Here is an 869-nt window from a genome sequence, read left to right as displayed (position 1 = left end):
ACTACCCCGGCGGGACGCGCAACGACCGGTTCGTCGACGAGGTCCGCGCCGCCGGCCTCGAGCCCGGCCGGCCCGTCTACTGCCTGTGCCGCAGCGGCGTGCGCAGCATGGCCGCCGCCGAGGCGCTGACCGCCGCCGGCCTCGGGCCCGCGTACAACGTCGTCGACGGCTTCGAGGGCCCGCACGACGCCGCGCAGCACCGCACCCTCGGTGGCTGGAAGAACAGCGGCCTGCCGTGGCGGCAGGGCTGACCCGCCGATGACCGACGGCACGACCGGCGGCGCCCGACCCGGCGACGCCGCACCGCACGACGCCCGGCCGCACGACGCCCGGCCCCACGACGCCCTCCCCGAGGGCGCCCGGCCGCGCACCCTCGCCGTCCGCGGCGGCCTGGCCCGCAGCGGCTTCGACGAGACCGCGGAGGCCCTCTACCTCACCTCCGGCTTCGTCTACGGGTCCGCGGCCCAGGCCGAGGCCGCCTTCGCCGACGAGGTCGACCACTTCATCTACAGCCGCTACGGCAACCCCACCGTCGCGGTCTTCGAGGAGCGGATGCGCCTGCTCGAGGGCGCCGAGGCCTGCTTCGCCACCGCGTCCGGCATGTCCGCGGTCTTCACGGCCATGGCCGCCCTCTGCGGCGCCGGCGACCGGGTCGTCGCCTCACGCGCGCTGTTCGGGTCGTGCTTCGTCATCCTCGACGAGATCCTCCCGCGCTGGGGGGTCGAGACGGTCTTCGTCGACGGCGCCGACCTCGACCAGTGGCGCGAGGCCCTGGCCACCCCGACCACCGCGGTCTTCTTCGAGACCCCGAGCAACCCCATGCAGGAGCTCGTCGACATCGCCGCCGTGTCCGACCTCGCGCACGCCGC

General features: G+C 75.7%; 1 protein-coding gene and 1 pseudogene. Both read left to right on the top strand.

The annotated features are described in order from the left end of the window. Nucleotides 1-251 (top strand): annotated as a pseudogene (locus EPD83_RS20265) (rhodanese-like domain-containing protein); the annotation flags it as partial. Between the two features lie 7 nt (nucleotides 252-258). Next, the coding region (locus tag EPD83_RS20260) for a PLP-dependent transferase (protein WP_205859651.1) at nucleotides 259-869 on the top strand (611 nt) is incomplete at its 3' end.

This window comes from Phycicoccus flavus, assembly GCF_004025965.2.
Classification (GTDB): domain Bacteria; phylum Actinomycetota; class Actinomycetes; order Actinomycetales; family Dermatophilaceae; genus Phycicoccus; species Phycicoccus flavus.
This window is presented reverse-complemented; position numbering and strand designations above follow the sequence as displayed.